Raw genomic sequence first — 14861 nt, forward strand, 5'->3', positions numbered from 1 at the left:
GGGAAACCATATACCGGGCTTTCAGGATGTGCAACAGAAAAAAACACTGTTTTCGATCACTGGTCCTGAACCAATACGCCGGTCAATTGTCTGGCGTGCCAACACTCTAGAGCGGAAGAATGAAGGATTCATGACAACCATGGGTTTTCTCGAGGGTTTTGACGTTCGCTGATTTCCCGGCAGTCAGAGCGAAGACACACTTGCCTCAGCCATGACATGCAAGACAAAAGTAGCATGCACTGAGCCGATGAATTCTTTGTCATCTCACGCCATTGGAAGCTCATCATTCCCCTTGCATGCCATCGTGCAAATCTCTGGAATCGAAAGGAAAACGAGCATGGACGCGCCTCGGTGAAAAATGACATGGCAGTCAATTTTCGGTGTCTTCTTCAACGACTCACCGCTTTCCTCCGATGACCTTGACGTGATGAACCCCCGATCACTCGATGGAGTGACCGGGGTAGTCCATGGTGGCCTGATCATGATCAGGTTGAATGCCGCTGGTCAGGGGATCACCGACGGCAGTACCTCATGTCGCGACTCTGGTGAGGGATAGCGCCGGATCGACATGTCGCCTGCACGAAGTTTCCACATTCCTGTCGCCTCAAAACCGCGAAGGAGCATGGCGCCATCATTGGCTTAGCCAGTTGGGCAGGAAGAGTGAGATCGACGGGACATAGGTGATCAATACCAGGAACAGCAGCAACAACGACAGCCACGGGAGTGCGGCACGAATGACCCAGGTCATCGGCTTGCCGGTGATGCCCGCGGTGACGAACAGGTTGAGCCCCACTGGTGGCGTCAGCATGCCGATCTCCATGTTGACCACCATGATGATGCCGAGATGGATCGGGTCGATGCCCAGCTGCGTCGCGATGGGAAACAGGATCGGGGCCATGATCAGCAGGATGGCCGAGGGCTCCATGAAGTTGCCCGCCGCCAGCAGCAGCAGATTCATCACGATCAGGAATCCCCAGGCTGGCAGCCCCCAGCCGATGATGGTCTCGGCGATGGTGTGAGGAATGCGTTCAGTGGTCAGTACATGGGCGAACAGCATCGCATTGGCGATGATGAACAGCAGCATCATCGAGACGCGCGCACCATCCAGCACCACCTTCTTGACCTCCTGGTCCGAGAATGAGCCCACCAGGCCTGCCGGCACCTGCCAGAGAGCACGCAACCCGGCCCTGCCCCATGCTTCGTTGCCTCTGCGCCATGGCACGTCCTTCAAGGGCCCCATGTCGCGATAGCCCACCACTGCGATGAACCAGGCGTAGACCGTCGCGACCGCCGCCGCCTCGGTGGGGCTGGCCACCCCGCCGTAGATCGAGCCCAGCACGATGAAGATCAACATCAGCCCGCCCATCGCGACCAGCCCCGAACGAGCCAGCGTCCTGAGACCCGGGAACGGCTGTGAAGGCAGTTTCTTGATTCGGGCAGCGATATAGATGGCCACCATCAGGATGCCGCCCATCAACAGCCCGGGGATCAGGCCCGCCATGAACATCTTGGCCGCCGAGACCTCCGTGGCCGCGGAGTACACCAGCATCACGATGGAGGGAGGAATCAAGATCCCCAGGGTACCGGCATTGGTGATCACCCCGGCCGCGAAGGATTCGCTGTAGCCCTGACGCACCATGCCCGCGATCACGATGGAGCCAATCGCCGCGACCGTGGCCGGAGAGGACCCCGAGACGGCGGCAAACAGCATGCAGGCCAGCACCGAGGCCATCGCAAGCCCGCCACGGACATGACCGATGGCATCGGTCGCGAAGGTGATCAGGCGGCGCGCCACGCCTCCCGTCGAAAGGAAGGTGCTGGAAAGAATGAAGAAGGGAATCGCCAGCAAGGTGTAGTGATGCGACAGGGCTTCAAACAGCTTGATGGCGACCGAGCCCAGCGAATCACTCGAAAACAGCAGTATCGTCGTGACACTGGAAAATCCGAGCGCGAAGGCGATCGGCATGCCGAGAAAGATGCCACCGAACAGCAGCGCGAACAGAGTGGCTATGGTCATCGTCTGGGTTCCTGATCACTGTCACGTTTACCACCGGCACCATCGGAGCTGTCACCAATGACCGAGTCAGCCGGCTGCACCAGGTGCATGCTGTCCTCGCCTTCGTCGTGAAAGCCGAAACCGCTGGCATCTCCGCGTATCACCTTCCAGCCCAATACCGCGAAGCGCAGCATCAGCAGCAGCATCGCGATGGGCAGAATCGTCAGGGCATACCACTTGGGTATCGCGATATCCTCGAGTTCGATACCGATCATCTGCATCAAGGACAGATATTCGTAACTGCCGACCAGCAGCATCACGCAGTACGCCATGCAGATGACCAGCGCGGCCAGGGTAGCCACCCGCTGCCAGATCAGTGGCAGCATCTTCACCACGACATCCACACCGATGTGCGCGCCCTGCTTGACGCCCCACGACACGCCGATCAGCACGAACCAGCCCGCCAAATAGAGAGTGGCTTCCTGGGACCAGCTGATACCGGTATTGAAGACGAAACGCAGCACCACCTCGACGAAGACCAGCAATACCATCGCCACCAGCAGCAGCGAGAACAGCGTCTCTTCTGCCTTGTGTAGCCATCCAAGTTTCATGGCAATGTCCTCATGCCCTTCATGGAGACTTGCCTCGCACGAGAGGACGGACATGTCGCGTCTCCCGGCGAGGCAAGTGATTGTCGGCCTGCGCGTCTCAGCGATTGGCATCCTGAGCGGCATCGATGATGTCCTGACCGATATCATCGGCGAATTCGCCCCACACCGGCTTCATCGCATCCACCCACTGCTGGCGCTGCGCATCGTCCAGCGTGATGATCTCGCTCTGACCGGAGTCGATGATGGCCTGCTTGGCCTCGAGATTCTTGGCCTGGGACAGCTCATTGCCATAGGCGATGGCTTCATCCAGCGCTGACTTGACCTCGCCACGCACCTCCTCCGGAAGCCCATTCCAGAAGCGTGCCGAGGACACCACCATGTAATCCAGCACGCCGTGATTGGATTCAGTGATGTAAGGCTGCACTTCAAAGAACTTCTGGGAATAGATATTGGAATAGGTATTTTCCTGACCGTCGATGGCCTTGGTCTGCAGCAGGATGAAGACTTCGGAGAACGGCTTCTTCAGCGAGACGGCGTCCAGCGCATCGAACTGCGCCTCGAGCACGTCAGAGGTCATGATGCGGAATTTCTTGCCATCCGCATCATCTGGCACCGTGAGCGGTGAGGACGCGGAGAGCTGCTTCATGCCGTTGTGCAGATACCCGAGTCCGACCAGTCCCTTGGGCTCCAGCGCCGTCAGCAAGGATTGGCCTGTCTCGCTACTCTGGAAACGCTCCACCGCTTCCATGTCCTTGAACAGGAACGGCAGATCGAAGACCTGCAGCTGATCCGTGTATTTCTGGAACTTGGAAAGTGACGGAGCCGCCAGCTGGACATCGCCCAGCAGCATGGCTTCCAGCACCTTGTCATCCCCATAGAGCTGGGAGCTGGGATAGAGCTCAACGGCCACCTGATCCCCCAGTCGCTCTGCGACCAGCTCCTGGAACTTCTTGCCCATCTGCCCCTTGGGGGTGTTTTCCGCGACGACGTGAGAGAACTTGATGGTGATGGGGTCGGCCATGACAGCGGTCGAGGCCATCAGAATGGCGGCACTCAGGGCTGTCAGGGCAGGCTTGAAAAAGCGCATGGCAGTTCCTCTCGGAATCTTGGTTGTTATTGGGGGTTGGTCATCTGTTGTTCATCCCGCCTGGCGTGTGCTGCATCACGACACTCGGCATGAGCGCGAGTCGCAACGCCAGACATGAGCGCGAGCAGGGACACCTGGGTATAGCGAGTACCGCGCCATGAGCAGCACATTCCCAGTTTTTTCTATTGAATTCAGATACCTGTGGCGAAAACCCTTCTTCGCGACATGAGTGGACTTGCCGACAGCGCCGGCCCGATGTGCGGATTTCCACCCACCAACGACAGAGCCCCTGTGCGGCAATCCGCACAGGGGCTCTGAACACTGACGATCGAGGTGACATGTGCGGGCTGGCCATGGGGCCTGCCTGCACGACACGTCGCTAGCGGTGCTTGGTCATCAATTCACTCAGCTTGTGACTGATGCGCTGGCTGGCAGCCTGCTCCTCACGCTCCTTCTGCTGACGAGTCAGCTCCGCGAGCTGCTGACGTGCATGCAATGCCTCGTCTTCCGTGACGGCACCCACGGACTGACCTTCAAGATCGACCCGCTGCGTGCCGGCACGAACGGCCTTCAGGTATCGAGGCAAGTGGACGTAGCCCGCCAGAGCGCGGCGCACGAGCTTCTCGTCCCAGGGCTCGTTCTCCAGCAACTCGACATGGATGCCGATCTTCAAGGGGCGGGTGTGGCCCTTGAAGAAGGTATCCGGATAGCGCTTGTACCATTGCTTGAGCAGCGCCTGGGGCGACGGCGGCGTTGCCTGGTCCGGTGTCTCGTCAGAGCCATCGGATTCGGCTGGCGCGTCGTTAGGCATTGCTGGCGACGGTGCAGACTCGGCGTCAGCGGTCTCACCCGAGGCAACACCGGGTGACTCGCTCGCGGAGGCCAGCTGCTCCGCGGCAGCTTCCACCTGCGCAGCACTGGGGCGCGCATCCTCCACCGGCTGTGACGCGGGGGACTGTGCGCTGCGTTCGCGCAACTCGCGCAGCTCGGCATCACGCGCCATCAAGGCCTCGCTCAGCCCGGTCAGCTGCGCCTGCTGCTCCTGCATCTGCTGGCGCAGCGCGACCAGCGTCTCGCGTAGCTGGGCATTTTCCGATTCCAGCGCCAGACGAGCCTGACGCTCTCCGTCACGCTGCTGTCGCTGGGTGTCGGCTTCATGTTCAAGCGCAGAGTACAGCGCTTCGAGGCGATCCATCGTCAAGGCCTGAGCCTCCCTTGCACGCTATGGGCAGTTCCGTTTGGCACCAGTCTGTGTCAGTACCTGCTGACTGTAAAGTTCCCGCTGGCAGGCGCAAGCGCTAGTCGTCCCTGCGCTCATAGCGCACGAAGTCATAGGCAGGCAGGCCTTCACCACTTTCTCCCGGCACACGCTGAGCTTCTTCCCAGTCAGCACCAAGTTCCGGGAAGTGCGCATCGCCTTCGATCTCGACCGCTACCTCGGTCAGGTACAGACGCGTGGCGACGGGCAGTGCCTGTGCATAGATCAGTCCACCCCCGATCACCATGATCTCGTCCACACCCTCGATCATCGCATGGTGATCCGCCATGTTGAGCGCCGCCGCCAGATCGTGACAGACCCGTACGCCATCGTGGTGGAACTCGCTGTCACGCGTGACGATGATATTGAGTCGATTGGGCAGCGGCTTGCCGATGGAGGCAAAGGTCTTGCGCCCCATGATCACCGGCTTGCCCTGGGTCGCATGCTTGAAGAACTTCAGGTCTTCCGGCAGGTACCAGGGCAGATTGTTGTCGACACCGATCACGCGATTGACCGACATGGCGGCGATCATCGCCACCGGGACCACGGTCTCGGCGGCGGCACTCAGCGGAGAAAATTCCTTGTCACTCATACGGCCACCTGCGCCTTGATATGCGGATGGGATTCATAACCTTCGATGGCGATGTCATCGAAGGTGAAGTCGAACAGATCCGTCACGTCCGGATTCAGCCTGAGCGTCGGCAGGGCCAGCGGCTCGCGCGTCAGCTGCTCACGCGCCTGCTCCAGATGATTGCTGTAGAGGTGGGCATCGCCGAGGGTATGAATGAACTCCCCCGGCTTGAGGCCACAGACCTGAGCGATCATCTGGGTCAACAGCGCATAGCTGGCGATGTTGAACGGCACGCCGAGGAAGATGTCGGCGCTACGCTGATAGAGCTGGCAGGACAGCCGACCCTCGGCGACATAGAACTGGAACAGGGCATGACACGGCGGCAGGGCCATCTCATCCACCAGCGCCGGATTCCAGGCCGAGACCATCAGACGGCGCGAGTCCGGGTTGGTCTTGATCTGCTCGATCAGATGCGTGATCTGATCCACGCTGCCGCCTTTCGGATTCGGCCAGCTGCGCCACTGATAACCGTAGACCGGCCCGAGATCGCCATTCTCATCGGCCCACTCATCCCAGATACGCACGCCATTTTCCTTGAGGTAGGCGATGTTGGTGTCGCCTTTCAAGAACCACAGCAGCTCGTGGATGATCGAGCGCAGGTGCAGTTTCTTGGTGGTGACCAGCGGAAAGCCTTCGGCCAGATCGAAACGCATCTGGTGACCGAAGACACTCAAGGTACCGGTACCGGTGCGGTCGCCCTTTTGCGTGCCGTTTTCCAGCACGTGGCGCATCAGATCGAGATAGGGTTGCATGGGCAGCGGGTCCGTACGGCGGATCAGAGGCTGGCTCGGCGAGCGGATCCGGGGGATCGGCCCTGCACCAGCCTCTTCATGAATTCGAATCGTTCACTTGACGATATTTTACGCTGCCAGATACGCAAGAACGCGGCCCGATGGCCGCGTTCTTGCGTATCTGGCAGGGGGCCAGTTTACACCGATTGCCCCCTGTAATCACACCTGCATTCCCACCTCAGGATGCGCGAGGCAGCGGCGGCTGCGCCACGTCCTGACCACGCGACCAAGCCATCAGCAGCAACCCGAACAGCACCATCGGCAGCGACAGCAGCTGACCCATGGTCAGCCAGTCGAAGGCGATGAAGCCGAGCTGGAAATCCGGTTGGCGGAAGAACTCGGTGATGAAACGGAAACTGCCGTAGCAGAGCAGGAACAGACCGGAGATCAACCCCTTCTGGCGCGGCTCACGCGAGGCGAACCACAGGATCGCGAACAGCGCGACGCCTTCCAGCGCGAATTGATAGAGCTGAGAGGGATGGCGTGGCTCCGGCCCGTAGAGCGGATAGACCATGCCCCATGAGACATCGGTAATACGCCCCGGCAGCTCCTGGTTGATGAAGTTGCCCAGGCGCCCTGCACCGAGGCCGATCGGAACCATCGGCGCGATGAAGTCGGTCAGCTGGAAGAAGGTCAGCTGGTGACGACGCGCGAACACCAGCATGGCGATCAACACACCCAGCAGGCCGCCATGGAAGCTCATGCCGCCATCCCATACCTTGAAGATCCACACCGGGTCCGCCAGCAACTTGTCGAAGCCGTAGAAGAGCGCATACCCCAGGCGCCCACCCAGCACCACGCCCAACGCACCGAAGAAGATCAGGTCTCCCACGGCATCCTGACTCAGGCCGACCCGCCCGCGCCGGGCACGCGCCAGCCCCCAGGCCGCCGCGAAGCCGATCACGTACATCAATCCATACCAGTGAATCTTGAAAGGCCCCAATGCCAACGCCACGGGGTCGATCTGAGGATATTGCAACATGAGAAAACCTTGAATGAATAAGTCGGCACGACTGACGCCAGTCGCAAGTCTTTCGCCATCAATCCGATGCGCTACCGGTCAGGTGACGAAGGGTAACAGCTCGCGCATGAACGCCACCTAGCAGCCCTTCCCGGCAAAGCGGACATGCCGAGATGTCTCACGAGACGAGAAAGCGCAGCCCCACGATCACGAGAATCAACGCGAACAACCGCTTGAGCAACAGCGCCGGCAACGCATGGGCCAGCCGTGCGCCCACTCGCGCGAAGGGCACCGACACCAGCACGATGCCGAGCCAGGCAACCCAATGCACATAGCCGATGGCATGTTCCGGCAAGCCCGGGGCATGCCAGCCCACCGCGATATTGGTCAGCGCTGCCACCAAGGCGATGGGAAACCCGGCCGCGGCCGCCGTCCCGACCGCCTCGGTCATGCGCGCCTGCCAGCTGGTCAACATCGGCACCATCACCGTCCCTCCTCCGATCCCGAAGAGCGCGGATACCACCCCGACGGTGCCACCGCCAAGAAACTGCCCGGCACGCCCCGGCGCCTGCGCCAGCTGACCCACCTTGAGATCCAGTCCCATCTTGACGGCGACCAGCAGCACGAAGCCACCGAACAGCAGCTTGAGCATCTCGCTGCTCAGTCCGCCCGCCAGCACCACCCCCAGCGCGGTTCCCACCACCAGTCCGGGCAGCAGGCGCTTGAGCCAGTCCAGACGCACGGCGCCACGCTCATGATGCGCACGCGCCGATGACAGCGAGGTCACCACGATGGTCGCCAGTGAGGTACCTATCGCCAGATGCATCAAGACATCAGTGGCGACACCTTGCAGCGCAAAGGCTGCCGCCAGCACCGGCACGATGACCAGCCCGCCACCGATACCGAACAGGCCGGCGATCAGACCCGCCACGGCCCCCAACACGGGATACCACCACCACATGCCCCACTCCTTGCACCTGTCTTCATCGAGAACCTCTGTCAAAGGGCCGGGTTGAGGCCATGAACCGATGGCTCATCGCTCACCCTTGCCAACTCAGACCCCATCACCCGTCACGCCACCTTCTGCTCCCGGTGCCTTCATCGTGGCCCGAGGCAGCCATTTGCGAACCTTGTCGATCAACGCCTGAGGACGATAGGGCTTGCCAAGATAATCATCCAGACCTGCCGCGAAGAAACGCTCGCGGTCCGCCTCGCTGGCATTGGCCGTCAGGGCAATGATCACGCTACGCCTGTCACTGCCGGCCCCGGCCTCCTGTTCGCGCCAATTCCGGGTAACGCTGACACCATCCATGCCGGGCATGAAGATATCCATGAACACCAGGTCGTAGAAATGGCGCTCGCGCGCGGCCAGCGCATCTTCTCCACTGCTCGCCGTATCCACCACCAATCCCTGGCGGCCGAGCACCGTGCGCGCCAGCATGGCGTTCACCGGACCGTCATCGACGACCAGAATGCGAGTTTCGACAGGATTGTCCGGCCAGGACAACGGCACCAGGATCTCCAGCACCTCCTCCCCTTGCGTCTCATGCTGTCGGTAGCGCCCGCCGAGCTCCTCCACCAGACGACGAGCCATCAACAGCGAGGAAGGCGCATTGCGCCCGACATCGAGGCCACAGTGATCGTGAAGCTCAAGCCTCAGCCAGCATTGCCCCCCTGTCTCCGTGTCCCTCAGGCCAGCTCCCGTCGGGCCACCGGCCAGCGACGACGCACCCTCGGCGTCCACCACCTCGACGAACACGCGATGCCGACCCGCGCTGGCGCGTCGACAACCATCTTCCGACAGATGCTCGAAGAGCTGCGCCAGACGCCGTACATCGCCACGCAGCAATGCAGGCAGCGCGCCCAGCTGCCACTCGAAGGGCAGTCCCACGTCGTGGTAGCGCTGCTGCATGTCATTGAGCAGCGCTCCCAGCGCCTCGGCCGGCGTGAACAGATTCTCCTCCAGCGGCGTGCGCACGACATCGTCGCGCTCCGTCAGCACATTCAGCAGCTGTGCCACGCTATCGAGACGCCCCTGCAGCAGGCTCAGCTCGGCATCCTCCAGATGACGCTCGCGACGCAACTGCCCCAGCTTGCGCACCAATCCCTGCAAGGGAGGCGTCAACTCGGCGTGCAGCATGTCTAGATAGTCACTCTTGAGGCGGGCTTCCTCGCGCGCCCTGTCGCGTGCGACCAGCAACTGCTGGCTGGCCTGATCATGTTCTGATTCATCAATCATCACGCCCAGCACCTGGGCGGGGTCGTTGTTGAAACGGCACAGCTCGAGACGCATGCGCCGCATGCGGCCCTCGGCATCATGGACGCGCAATTCTCGACTGTTGGGTACGCTCGGGTTGGGCTCCAGCATCAGCAGACTCCCGACCGAGCGCCCCAGCGCTTCATGTAGCACCAGCCCGAACAGCTTCTCGAAGGCAGGATTGGCCATCGCCAGCAGGCCATGACGCATCACGAAGGCAGGCAGTGGCAAGGCATCCAGTTCGTGGCCACGACCACGGCGCAGCAGTGCCACGGCAGCACGGTGACGGCGCAGAATCTCGTCGGCCGGATACGCCTGATGGGCCGAGACGGGATACTCCTCCATGACCTGCCCCTGCTCGAGCCGCACGCTCTGGCGTGCCAACCATTCCAGTGGCTGCCCCAGGCGCTGATCAAGGCGACGCAGGCGCCATTGCAGAATCAGCATGCTCACCGCGAAGACCAGCAGCAAGGCACCGGCGCTGCCCAGCAGCAATGACAGCAATGGCATCTCGCCCGGCACGTCAAGATCGCGCCGCGCCACCAGTCGCCAGCCATTGACGGGCAAGGTGTCCCAGACGACGGCACGCGCCGCAGGTCCTGGCAGCAAGGTAGCGCCACGCAGACCGCCGTCCACCGCCTGGGCCACGTCATCGGGCAGGCGTCGCGGCCGAGGGTCACGCGTATTGCTGCTGGCCGCCCACACTTCCAGGTCCTGACCGATCAGCCAATAGGGGGCCGTGCGGCCCTGACCAGGCAGCAGCAAGCGAGATTCCATCTGGGGGACCGCGAGATCCAGCCCGACATGGACCTTCTGTCCCGCGTTGAGTTCCACCTCGACCAGCGCGGTGATCTGAGGCAGGCCCGCCGGACCGGGATGTGGCGGCAGCCAGACGACCCGCGGCGCGCCGTTGTCCGAGCTGCTGGCCAGCTGGCGCTGAGTGGCAGGTGTGACATCGGTGTAGGGAAGGAGCCTGGTGCCCGGTGAGAAGGCATCCAGCACGTTGAACCAGGGGTAGAGCATGATCATGCTGTTGTCGAGACTGACGAACAGTCGCGAGATCAATGGGTCCGTGGAATACAGATCCGACAACAGCCATTGCATCCGGATCAGGCGTCGCGCCACGTCGTGATCCTGCTCATCCAATGCGCGGTGAAACTCTCCGTACAAGGCAGCGCCGCCACGCGTGATCGGCCGGAACAGCTGACCTTCCTCGGTCAACACCAGCTCATTCAATGACGAATCCGCCTCGCCCCCGGCATGGTCGAGATGGCGACGCGTGTAGCGCGCCAGGATCTGCAGACGACGCTGCTGCGCCTCGAAGCGCTCATTCACCAAGGCAGTGGCCAGCGAATGCTGCTGGCGAAGCTCGCCCAGGGCGCTGTCCACGAGCTTGTGCCGCTCGCTGTCCCAGGTAACCCAGGCCCCGACCAGACAGCTGAGCGCCACTGCCAGCTCGGCGAGCAGCAGCGGGCCCACCGTCAGGCGACTCATGCGCCGCCATACCGATTCCAGTCCACTGGGGCTGCTCTCACTGCGGTTCCCCGCACTGCCGCCATCCTCGAGACGAATGGCGTCGCCGGTGACGCCGGACGCTCCCGTCGGGGGAGCCTCCGCTTGGGAAGATTCAGCCTCGGGCGAGCGTGACGCTGGCTCGACAGGGGGAGGACGGCGCGAGAACATGGTCTGGGAGCATCCTGTAGATGGACCTGACAGCAAAAACCATCGGGCATGGGTGCAGCGATTCGTGACGTGGCGTGACATTGCCGCAGCAGTACGATCGGGTCGCATCGAGCCATGCAGCCCGTAGCACGACGTCACGGCAGATCGTCGGCCCGTTCGCCACAAGACTGCAGCATACGCAAGCCACTGACGGGCGTCATGTTCCCGGCGCGACACCTGTCACATCCTGATCCCCGGGAACCTCGCCCACCCTCTTTCGGAGTCTCGCCATGTGCCTGATGGCATTCGATTGGCAGCCAGATGCCACGACAGGTCACTGCCTCACGCTGCTGGGCAACCGCGACGAGTTTCATGCCCGTGCGACCACTGGCCTGTGCCGCTGGCCGGATACCGCCCTGTGTGGTGGTCGTGATCTGGTGGCAGGAGGGGGATGGCTGGTCATGCATCGGGCCGGCGCCCTGGCGACGCTGACCAATGTCCGCCAGCTGGACCGCCCCTCCCATGCGGCCACCATCAGTCGCGGTCAGCTGGTCACGGCCGCCGTGCGACAGGCGGTGGCCAATGCCTCCACCCTGTCGCTTGGGGACTGGCTGGAGGCCCTGAGCGCTGGCGAGACCGTCATGGCAAGGCTCGCGGCGGACTCTCCCGAGCACTGCGAACCCCTGAGCTTGAGCGCACTTGACTGGTGCAATTTGCTGGTCTGCGATGGCCGGACTCTCTGGCGACTCCATCATGGGCCCGACGGCAGCCAGCTGATCCGACTCCTCCCTGGGCTGCATAGCCTGTCCAATGGTCACCCGGACAATGAATGGCCAAAGCAGCGGCGACTCAGACAGCGCCTTGCCGCGCTGAAGGCGTCTGCGGTCATGCACGATGACGATGCCTGTCTGGGTATCCTGCAGGATGGATGGCGGCCGCCGACGGCACAGTTGCCGGCCACCGGCCTGGCGCTTGAGCGGGAAGCCCTGCTGTCCAGCCCCTTCATCACCAGCCCCGAGTACGGCACCCGCGCTGCCACCCTGGTGCGCTGGCAGCGAGATGACAAGCGGGCCTCACTGACACTGCATGAGCGCCGCTTTTCACCACAAGGCCAGTGCGTCGCTCATCGCAAGGCCGTGTCGCACCTCCAGGAGGAAGCGACACGGGGATGGCAGCTGAGCTGACGATTGCCTGCAGGGGACGTCTTGAAGGAAGGCCAGCGAGAGGACGCCACCCGAGGCAGGAGCGCAGGTCTGCGATCCTGCCTGCAAGTCGCTAACGAGAGACTGCCGCCTGGACCGCACTGGCATCCGGCGTGTGGTCACGCGGTGGCAACAGATGCGCCAGCTCCCATGCCTGCATGCGCTCCAGCAGCAGGCCATGCACCTGATTGGCCGTCGGCTGACACAGGACCTCGCTGACCAGCCCCTGGGCTGCCGCCAACGACACGCGGCGAATGGCGGCACGGACACGTGGCAGGCTGGGCGCATTCATCGACAGACCATCAAAGCCCATTCCCAGCAGCAGCAAGGCGCCGGCAGGGTCACCGGCCAGCTCACCGCAGACGCTCACCGGCATGCCCAGCGCTTTCGATTCTTCCGCCAGGCGCGCCAGCGCGCGCAATACCGCCGGGTGACACGCATCATAGAGACTCGCCACTCGTGGGTTATTGCGGTCCACCGCCAGCAGGTACTGGGTGAGGTCGTTGGACCCCACCGAGAAGAAGTCGACCCGGGTCGCGAGCGCTTCCAGCTGATAGAGGGCCGCCGGCACCTCGATCATCACGCCGACGCTGGGCCGTGAGACGTTGACACCGTCTTCCGCCAGCTCGATCAAGGCACGATTGACCAGCGCCAGCGCGGCATCCACCTCCTCGATCCCCGAGACCATCGGCAACATGATACGCAGATTGTCCAGGCCCTCGGCGGCGCGCAGCATGGCACGCAGCTGCACCATCAGGACTTCCGGGTGATCCAGTGTCACGCGTATGCCGCGCCAGCCAAGGAAGGGGTTGGCCTCCTTGATGGGGAAATAGGGAAGATCCTTGTCGCCCCCGATATCCAGCGTACGCATGGTGACAGGCAGAGGGGCAAAACCGGCCAGCTGCTCACGGTAGAGTCGTGCCTGCTCCTGCTCGCTGGGGAAGCGATCATTCATCATGAAGGGCACTTCCGTGCGGTAGAGCCCCACACCGCCAACCCGGGTCTTGAGCGAGGCCACGGCATCCAGCGCCAGGCCGGTATTGACCATCAATGGCATCACATGGCCATCAGGCGTCACGCTCGGCAGATCCTGCTCCTGCTCCAGCAGCACGCTCAGCGCCTGCTCCTCGGCGATCAGCCGCGAATAATGCACGCTGAGTTCATGCTCCGGACGCACCACCAGACGACCGCGATGGCCATCGAGGATCACCGGCGCGCCACCCAGGCGTGACAGCGGCAGGTCCACCATCCCGAGCACGGTCGGAATTCCCATGGCCCGCGCCAGGATGGCGACGTGGGAGGTGCTGGACCCGCTGACCGCCACCAGCCCCTTGAGCCGCTCCCGCGGTACCTCGCCCAGTGTCGCCGGGCTGATCTCATGGCCGATCAGGATGGTGTTCTCGGGGTACTCGATCGGGCCGCTGTCGCCCTCCTCCTGCAGATGCGCGAGCACCCGCCGGCCAAGATCGCGGATATCCGCGGCGCGCTCACGCAGATAGTCATCATCCACGCGCTCGAGATACTGAACATGCCGGCGCACGATATCGGCCAGTGCCGCAGGCGCCCACTGCCCTTCCCGGATACGCTTCTCGACCTCCTGACCCAGCGCCGCGTCGCCCAGCATCTGCTGGTAGACCTCGAACAGCGCATGCTCCTGAGTGGAGATACGACTGGCCAGACGCTCTGCCGCGACACGGATTTCCTCGCGCACGGCGTTGATCGCCTCCTTCAGGCGAGCGATCTCGAAGTCGATGTCGGTGGGAATGAGGTCCGGCACCGAGTCCAGATCCGCCGGCGGAGAGAGCACGAAGGCCTTGCCGATGACGACACCGGGAGACCCGGCGACTCCCTTGAAGGTCGCCTGGCCGCTGGTCCCGGCCAGCTTGCCCAGTGCCCCGGTCGCCAACGCATGCGCCAGCACACCTGCCAGCTGCGCGCCCAGCGTGACAAGAAAGGCTTCTTCGCCCTCATCGAAACGACGCTTCTCGTGCTGCTGGATGACCAGTACGCCGAGCACGCGGCGCTGATGGATGATGGGGACGCCCAGGAAGCTGGAGAAGCGCTCCTCGCCGGTTTCCTCGAAATACCGGAACTGGGGATGCGCCGGGGCATCCTCGAGGTTGAGCGGCTCCTCTCTGAGCGCCACCATGCCCACCAGCCCTTCACCGCGCGCCATGCTGACCTGTCCCACGGAAGACGAGCGCAGGCCAATGGTGTCCTTGAGCACGAATCGGTCCGTCTCGGGCGCCAGAAGGTAGACGGAACAGACATCCGTCTTCATGGCCTTGCGAATGCGCAACACCATCGTCGCCAGCGCCGCGTCGAGTGAACGCGCGCCATTGACCTCCTGAACGATACGCCGCAATACCTCAAGCATGGTGTACCTCGAGCATGACGCGCCTCAC

11 protein-coding genes are annotated in these 14861 nt (G+C 62.7%); 1 reads left to right on the plus strand and 10 read right to left on the minus strand.

What is annotated here, in order from left to right; translation table 11 throughout:
• Nucleotides 1-631: 631 nt before the first annotated feature.
• From ACZYGA_RS02560 to ACZYGA_RS02600, 9 genes are all read right to left on the minus strand, one after another.
• Nucleotides 632-2017 (minus strand): TRAP transporter large permease, encoded by a 1386-nt coding sequence (locus tag ACZYGA_RS02560; protein ID WP_077375166.1) that lies wholly within the window; start codon nt 2015-2017, stop codon nt 632-634.
• Nucleotides 2014-2607, minus strand: coding sequence for a TRAP transporter small permease (locus tag ACZYGA_RS02565; protein ID WP_084209616.1), 594 nt, complete (start codon nt 2605-2607; stop codon nt 2014-2016). Before ACZYGA_RS02565 ends, ACZYGA_RS02560 begins: the two co-directional genes overlap by 4 nt.
• A 97-nt stretch (nt 2608-2704) precedes the next feature.
• Entirely contained in the window at nt 2705-3694 is a 990-nt protein-coding gene (locus ACZYGA_RS02570; protein ID WP_479398324.1) for a TRAP transporter substrate-binding protein, read from the minus strand.
• 379 nt (nt 3695-4073) lie between these two features.
• Nucleotides 4074-4889, minus strand: coding sequence for a ProQ/FINO family protein (locus tag ACZYGA_RS02575; protein ID WP_404625920.1), 816 nt, complete (start codon nt 4887-4889; stop codon nt 4074-4076).
• 103 nt (nt 4890-4992) lie between these two features.
• Nucleotides 4993-5544, minus strand: coding sequence for a dihydrofolate reductase (locus tag ACZYGA_RS02580; RefSeq protein WP_077375174.1), 552 nt, complete (start codon nt 5542-5544; stop codon nt 4993-4995).
• Nucleotides 5541-6335, minus strand: coding sequence for a thymidylate synthase (locus ACZYGA_RS02585; protein WP_284728412.1), 795 nt, complete (start codon nt 6333-6335; stop codon nt 5541-5543). Before ACZYGA_RS02585 ends, ACZYGA_RS02580 begins: the two co-directional genes overlap by 4 nt.
• A 217-nt stretch (nt 6336-6552) precedes the next feature.
• A complete protein-coding gene (gene lgt, locus ACZYGA_RS02590; RefSeq protein ID WP_404625706.1) occupies nt 6553-7356 on the minus strand; it encodes a prolipoprotein diacylglyceryl transferase in 804 nt (267 codons plus the stop codon).
• A 157-nt stretch (nt 7357-7513) separates the two neighbouring features.
• Nucleotides 7514-8296 (minus strand): sulfite exporter TauE/SafE family protein, encoded by a 783-nt coding sequence (locus tag ACZYGA_RS02595; protein WP_077375183.1) that lies wholly within the window; start codon nt 8294-8296, stop codon nt 7514-7516.
• A 93-nt stretch (nt 8297-8389) separates the two neighbouring features.
• Nucleotides 8390-11275 carry a response regulator gene (locus tag ACZYGA_RS02600; protein WP_404625708.1) on the minus strand — a complete coding sequence of 962 codons (2886 nt, stop codon included), beginning with the start codon at nt 11273-11275 and terminating at the stop codon, nt 8390-8392.
• A 269-nt stretch (nt 11276-11544) separates the two neighbouring features.
• Here ACZYGA_RS02600 and ACZYGA_RS02605 point away from each other — a divergent pair, with 269 nt between their 5' ends.
• Entirely contained in the window at nt 11545-12438 is an 894-nt protein-coding gene (locus tag ACZYGA_RS02605; RefSeq protein WP_404625710.1) for an NRDE family protein, read from the plus strand.
• Nucleotides 12439-12529: 91 nt separating this feature from the next.
• Here ACZYGA_RS02605 and ptsP read toward each other — a convergent pair whose 3' ends face one another.
• Nucleotides 12530-14833, minus strand: a complete 2304-nt coding sequence (gene ptsP, locus ACZYGA_RS02610; RefSeq protein WP_084208018.1) for a phosphoenolpyruvate--protein phosphotransferase — start codon at nt 14831-14833, stop codon at nt 12530-12532.
• Nucleotides 14834-14861: the final 28 nt, after the last annotated feature.

The organism is Cobetia sp. BL01, from assembly GCF_056493605.1.

Coding starts and splice junctions, on each gene's coding strand:
- ACZYGA_RS02560 (WP_077375166.1), bottom strand. CDS start 2,017: ATGACCATAGCCACTCTGTTCGCGCTGCTGTTCGGTGGCATCTTTCTC.
- ACZYGA_RS02565 (WP_084209616.1), bottom strand. CDS start 2,607: ATGAAACTTGGATGGCTACACAAGGCAGAAGAGACGCTGTTCTCGCTG.
- ACZYGA_RS02570 (WP_479398324.1), bottom strand. CDS start 3,694: ATGCGCTTTTTCAAGCCTGCCCTGACAGCCCTGAGTGCCGCCATTCTG.
- ACZYGA_RS02575 (WP_404625920.1), bottom strand. CDS start 4,889: ATGGATCGCCTCGAAGCGCTGTACTCTGCGCTTGAACATGAAGCCGAC.
- ACZYGA_RS02580 (WP_077375174.1), bottom strand. CDS start 5,544: ATGAGTGACAAGGAATTTTCTCCGCTGAGTGCCGCCGCCGAGACCGTG.
- ACZYGA_RS02585 (WP_284728412.1), bottom strand. CDS start 6,335: ATGCAACCCTATCTCGATCTGATGCGCCACGTGCTGGAAAACGGCACG.
- lgt (WP_404625706.1), bottom strand. CDS start 7,356: ATGTTGCAATATCCTCAGATCGACCCCGTGGCGTTGGCATTGGGGCCT.
- ACZYGA_RS02595 (WP_077375183.1), bottom strand. CDS start 8,296: ATGTGGTGGTGGTATCCCGTGTTGGGGGCCGTGGCGGGTCTGATCGCC.
- ACZYGA_RS02600 (WP_404625708.1), bottom strand. CDS start 11,275: ATGTTCTCGCGCCGTCCTCCCCCTGTCGAGCCAGCGTCACGCTCGCCC.
- ACZYGA_RS02605 (WP_404625710.1), top strand. CDS start 11,545: ATGTGCCTGATGGCATTCGATTGGCAGCCAGATGCCACGACAGGTCAC.
- ptsP (WP_084208018.1), bottom strand. CDS start 14,833: ATGCTTGAGGTATTGCGGCGTATCGTTCAGGAGGTCAATGGCGCGCGT.